This is a genomic window from Pseudoalteromonas aurantia, from assembly GCF_005886875.1.
Classification (GTDB): domain Bacteria; phylum Pseudomonadota; class Gammaproteobacteria; order Enterobacterales; family Alteromonadaceae; genus Pseudoalteromonas; species Pseudoalteromonas aurantia_A.
In genome coordinates this window covers 1-5,001 of record NZ_PNBY01000108.1, presented here as the reverse complement: position 1 = coordinate 5,001, position 5,001 = coordinate 1, and the positions used below count along the sequence as shown (strand labels likewise).

The following is a 5,001-nucleotide window of genomic DNA, read 5'->3' as shown; positions in this document are numbered from 1 at the left end:
AATGAGCGAGCTAATCAGCTTGCCCATTGGTTACGTGTACGTTACGAAGCCACCTATGCCAAACCATTACAAGCTAATACCTTAATTGCTCTGTTTGTTGAACCTGGCTTTGATCTTGTACTCAGCATCTTGGCGGTGCTTAAAGCCGGTGCTGCCTATGTACCAATGGCGCCTTCTAATCCCGCTGTTCGTAATCAACATGTGCTCGACGACAGTACACCGGCATTGGTATTGAGTTCTGCACAAGCGCACCCCGCGTTTGAAGCACATTTATCAAGCTCTACGCCGGTGATGATCATGCAGGGCAATGAGTTGGATACATACCCAGTAACAGCGCCGCAAGTGGAATACCAGCCGAATGATTTAGCCTATGTTATCTATACCTCTGGCACGACTGGTAAAGCAAAAGGAGTACTGCAAGATCATGCTAATGTGATGCGCTTATTTGCTGCAACACACCCTGACTATCAATTTAGTGACCAAGATGTGTGGATGCTCTATCACGCTTACACATTTGATTTTAGTGTGTGGGAAATGTGGGGCGCATTATTACACGGTGGTCGTTTGGTGATCCCTGAGCAAGATAGTGTGCGTGACTTTGCTCAGATTGCATTGTTATGTCAGCAAGAAGGCGTGAGCGTATTAAATCAAACACCGGGTGCTTTCCAAGGGTTTGCTGAAGCCGCACTGACATTAGAGCTGGACTTTCCAGCACTGAGGTATGTGATTTTTGGTGGCGATAAGCTTAATCCTGCAAGTTTAATGGATTGGTGGAAAAAGTATGGTGATACTCAACCGCAATTAGTCAATATGTATGGTATTACCGAAACCACAGTTCATACCACTTATCAGCCACTGTCGATCGAGCATGCGTCAGAGTGCTCAACCATAGGGCGTGTACTGCGTGATATGCAAGCGTATGTATTGAATGAGCAAGGGCAACTAGTACCACCAGGGGTCCCAGGCGAATTATATGTGGGTGGTGCCGGTTTGTCGCCAGGGTATTTAAATCGTCCTGAACTTAACGCGGCGCGTTTCGTTGAAAACCCATTTGCTGATGAGTCAATGACGGCGTTGGGCTATACCCGCATGTATAAAACGGGAGACGTTGTACGCTGGTTAGCTGATGGGACGTTAGAGTATCTTGGGCGTAATGATAGCCAAGTGAAAATCAGAGGTTATCGCATTGAATTGGGTGAGATTGAAGCTGCGCTGTTACAGCAAGATAGCGTTCAACAGGCGGCCTTATTAATAGATGATTCGAAAGGGCATGCGCGTTTATTGGCGTATGTTACCAGCGACGATGACAGTTTAGGTCAAACCTTAAAGCGTGCACTTTCACAACTTTTACCAGCCTATATGGTACCCGCACATATCATGGTGTTGAAAAAGTTACCATTAACCGTGAACGGTAAGTTAGACAGAAGTGCATTGCCTCGCCCGACACAAGTTGAGGTGCAAACTTACGTGGCGCCGAGCACGCAAACAGAGCAGGTATTGTGTGATGTATGGCAGACGGTACTGAATGTACAGCAAGTAGGGGTTGAAGATAACTACTATGAATTAGGCGGTGATTCGATCATCAGTATCAAGCTTGTTACGCGTTCAAAGCAACTAGGTATCGAGTTTAGTTTAGCTGATTTATTAGCAACCCAGACGGTTGCCTTACTCGCACAGAGAATAGATAAAGGAGAAGTACAAGTACAACAGAGTGTGAAGAGTCACCCTTTCTCATTGCTCAATAAGGCAGACAAAGCATGTTTACCTGAAGGGGTTGAAGATGCTTATCCTGTTAGTCGTTTACAGTTAGGGATGCTTTATCATACTCAAGTGAATACAGGGAGTTTATATCATGATTTGATTAGCTACCCATTCACGCTGGCGCTGGATGAAGCGTGCTTACGTGACACTTTGGCAGTACTGAGTGCACGTCACCCAATTTTACGTACTCAAATCGCACTCAGTGGCTTTAGTGAGCCATTACAGTTGGTGCATGAGCAAGCTGAGATTGAATTGTATATTGGGCAAAGTGATGACAGCTTACAAGCAGTTCATGATTGGTATGAGCAAGAGCACCAGAGAGGTTTTGCAGATAACGACTATCCATTATTACGTGTTGCAGCACATAAAATTGATGCTCAACGCTTCCATCTTAGTTTCAGTGTACATCACGCCATTATTGACGGTTGGAGTGAAGCGGCGTTAACCGCAGAAGTCGCTGAGTTATATGGTAAGGCGCTGGCTCAAGCCCCATTGTCACAGCCTCCACTGGTCGCCTGTTACCGCGATTTTATTGCCCAAGAGCAGGCGGCGTTAAACGAGACGCGTAATCATGCCTTTTGGCGTAGCCAGTTTGAGGATGTTAAAGCGGAACCAGTGCTATTGGCTCCGAGCGAAGACAGTGATATTGCGAGTCTAGCAGGAAAAGAAAGTGACTATATTACGTTCTCTTTCGGTGCGGCTGAAGCGAAGGCGCTACAGGCGCTGGCAGTACACTGTGATGTGTCATTAAAAACTCTGATGTTTGCAGCACATAGTAAAGCGTTATCACTGGCAACTGGGCATGAGCAAGTAGTGTCTGGGTTATCGGTTCATGGCCGACCAGAAGTGATGGACAGTGACAAGGTACTTGGCTTGTTTGTGAACGTTTTACCTGTGACGGTTGCCTGTCAAGGAAGCTCTTGGAGGCACTTTATTCAAGCCGTACAAACGCAGATGGATGCGGTGGAAGCACAGCGCTTTTTTCCACTTGAAGTGGTGAAAGAGTTGGTGGGAGAAGAGCCTTTCCAGGTTGCATTTAACTACACGAGTTTCAATGCTTATTGGCAGCAAGATAGTGTGGATGCAGAAGACCTACTGGCAGGCAGAATGGGAGTTGCAGAGAACAGTTTGCCCCTGAGCTTGAATGTTCAGACCTATCAAAACAGTGATGATATTGTTTGTTCTTTAAGTACGCTAAGAAGCCATTATAAAACAGGGGTGGGTGTCACGTATGCCAAGTTATATCAACGTATTATCGCGTTGATGTTACAAGATGACTCGGCGTCTCCTCAGCAGGTTTTAAGTTCGATAGAGCAACATCAGCAACTGATACAGTGGAATGGTGAGCAAGTGTGCTTTGGTGAGCAGGGGATTGTCGCGCTATTTGAGCAGCAAGTGGCGAAGAACCCAGATGCTCCTGCGTTGATCACCTCAGAAACGACTTACAGTTATGGTCAATTAAATGTGATGGCCAATCGCCGTGCGGCGATGATCATGGCCAATGTTGATACTCAGCCGATAATGATAGGGGTGTATCACAGTACACGGCTAGACATGGTATTGAGCATGTTAGCGACTCTCAAAGTGGGGGCGGCATATGTGCCGTTTGCGACGGGGACGCCGACATCGAGATTGGTCTATATCATCGATGATTGTCAGCTGAGCTTAGTGCTCAGTGACAGTACTCAGCAGCGCTCGTTGAGTGAGGCACTGTCACACAGTACATGTACACCGGTGTGTTTGCATGTGGATGAATATGACAATCAGTCATATAGCGAAGATAACTTAGGGGTACGCACTACGCTGAGTGATTTGGCTTATGTCATGTACACCTCAGGGACGACGGGTAAACCAAAAGGTGCCATGATCCCGCAAAGAGGGGTGGTGTCACTGGTAAACAATACCAACTATATAGCGATATCACGCGATGATGTATTTGTTCAGTTAGCGAATCCTGCGTTTGATGCAGCGACCTTTGAGATTTGGGGAGCATTGACACAAGGTGCAAGCTTGGTGCTGCCTCATTCGAATATGGTGCTTGAGGCTGAAGAGATTGAAGCGGTACTGACCGATCATCAAGTCAGTGTTTTATTTCTAACACGGGCTCTATTTGACTCGGTCTATAGCGATTCTCCAGACATGTTTGGGGCACTGAAATACTTAATGGTTGGTGGTGAAGCACTGACGCCTTCGATTATGAATCGTCTTGTGAGTCAATCGGTGCGTCCTCAGCATATTTTAAATGGCTATGGACCGACAGAAAGTACGACTTTGACGACGACATATGAATGTCAACTCAGTGAAGGCAGTGTGCCCATTGGTCAGCCAGTCAATGGCCGTCAAGTATATGTGTTATCCGCATCGCGTAGTTTAGTGCCAGTAGGGTGTGTGGGTGAGTTATATGTTGGAGGTGCGGGGGTTGCATTAGGCTATTTGAACAAGCCGACATTGAGTGAAAAAGCGTTTATCAGCGGTGCCGATGTGGATGTGGCTGATGTAGATGCACAAGCGGTGTTATATAAAACGGGAGATAAAGTTCGCTGGTTAGAATCAGGTGATTTGGAATATTTAGGACGAGATGACAAGCAGGTTAAGCTCAGAGGCTACCGAATAGAGCTGGAAGAAATAGAGTCGGTGCTGATGGCACAAGATAATGTGCAACATGCGTTAGTGCAGGTAAAAGCACAAGGCGAAGATGCGAGCTTAGTAGCGTATGTGGTTGCACAAGAAGCGGCTAGTTGGGATGAGTCAAGATTAGTGGCGACGTTAAAGTCGCAGTTAGCGAGTTATCAGCTCCCGAGCCACTGGGTATTACTGCCAGAACTGCCTTTAACAGCAAATGGCAAATTGGATTTGGCGGGATTACCAGAGGTTGATTTCCAGACACGGGCAGCGTACGTAGGGCCACGAAATGAGGTAGAAGCGTGCTTATGTGATATCTGGTCAGATTTATTATCAGTGTCAAAAGTATCGATATTTGATGACTTTTTTAAGTTGGGCGGCAATTCAATACATGCAGTTCGGATGGCAGCAAAGATAAGAGAGGTGTTGGCATTAGAGTTTAGCTTAGCTGCGTTATTTGAACACAAAACGATAGCGGAGCTGGCAGCAAATTTAGGTGTGTCAGAAGGGATTGAAATTCCCAGTTTGGGAGAGAAGCGTGATAGTTATCCACTGTCCTTTGCACAAGAGCGATTGTTTTATGTTGAACAGCTTAACCCTAGCAATGCTTATCATATC

1 protein-coding gene is annotated in these 5,001 nt (G+C 46.3%); it reads left to right on the top strand.

Translation table 11 applies throughout. The annotated features are described in order from the left end of the window. Nucleotides 1–5,001, top strand: a 5,001-nt coding sequence (locus tag CWC18_RS18140) for a non-ribosomal peptide synthetase (protein WP_138675839.1), incomplete at both ends; no start/stop codon positions are given.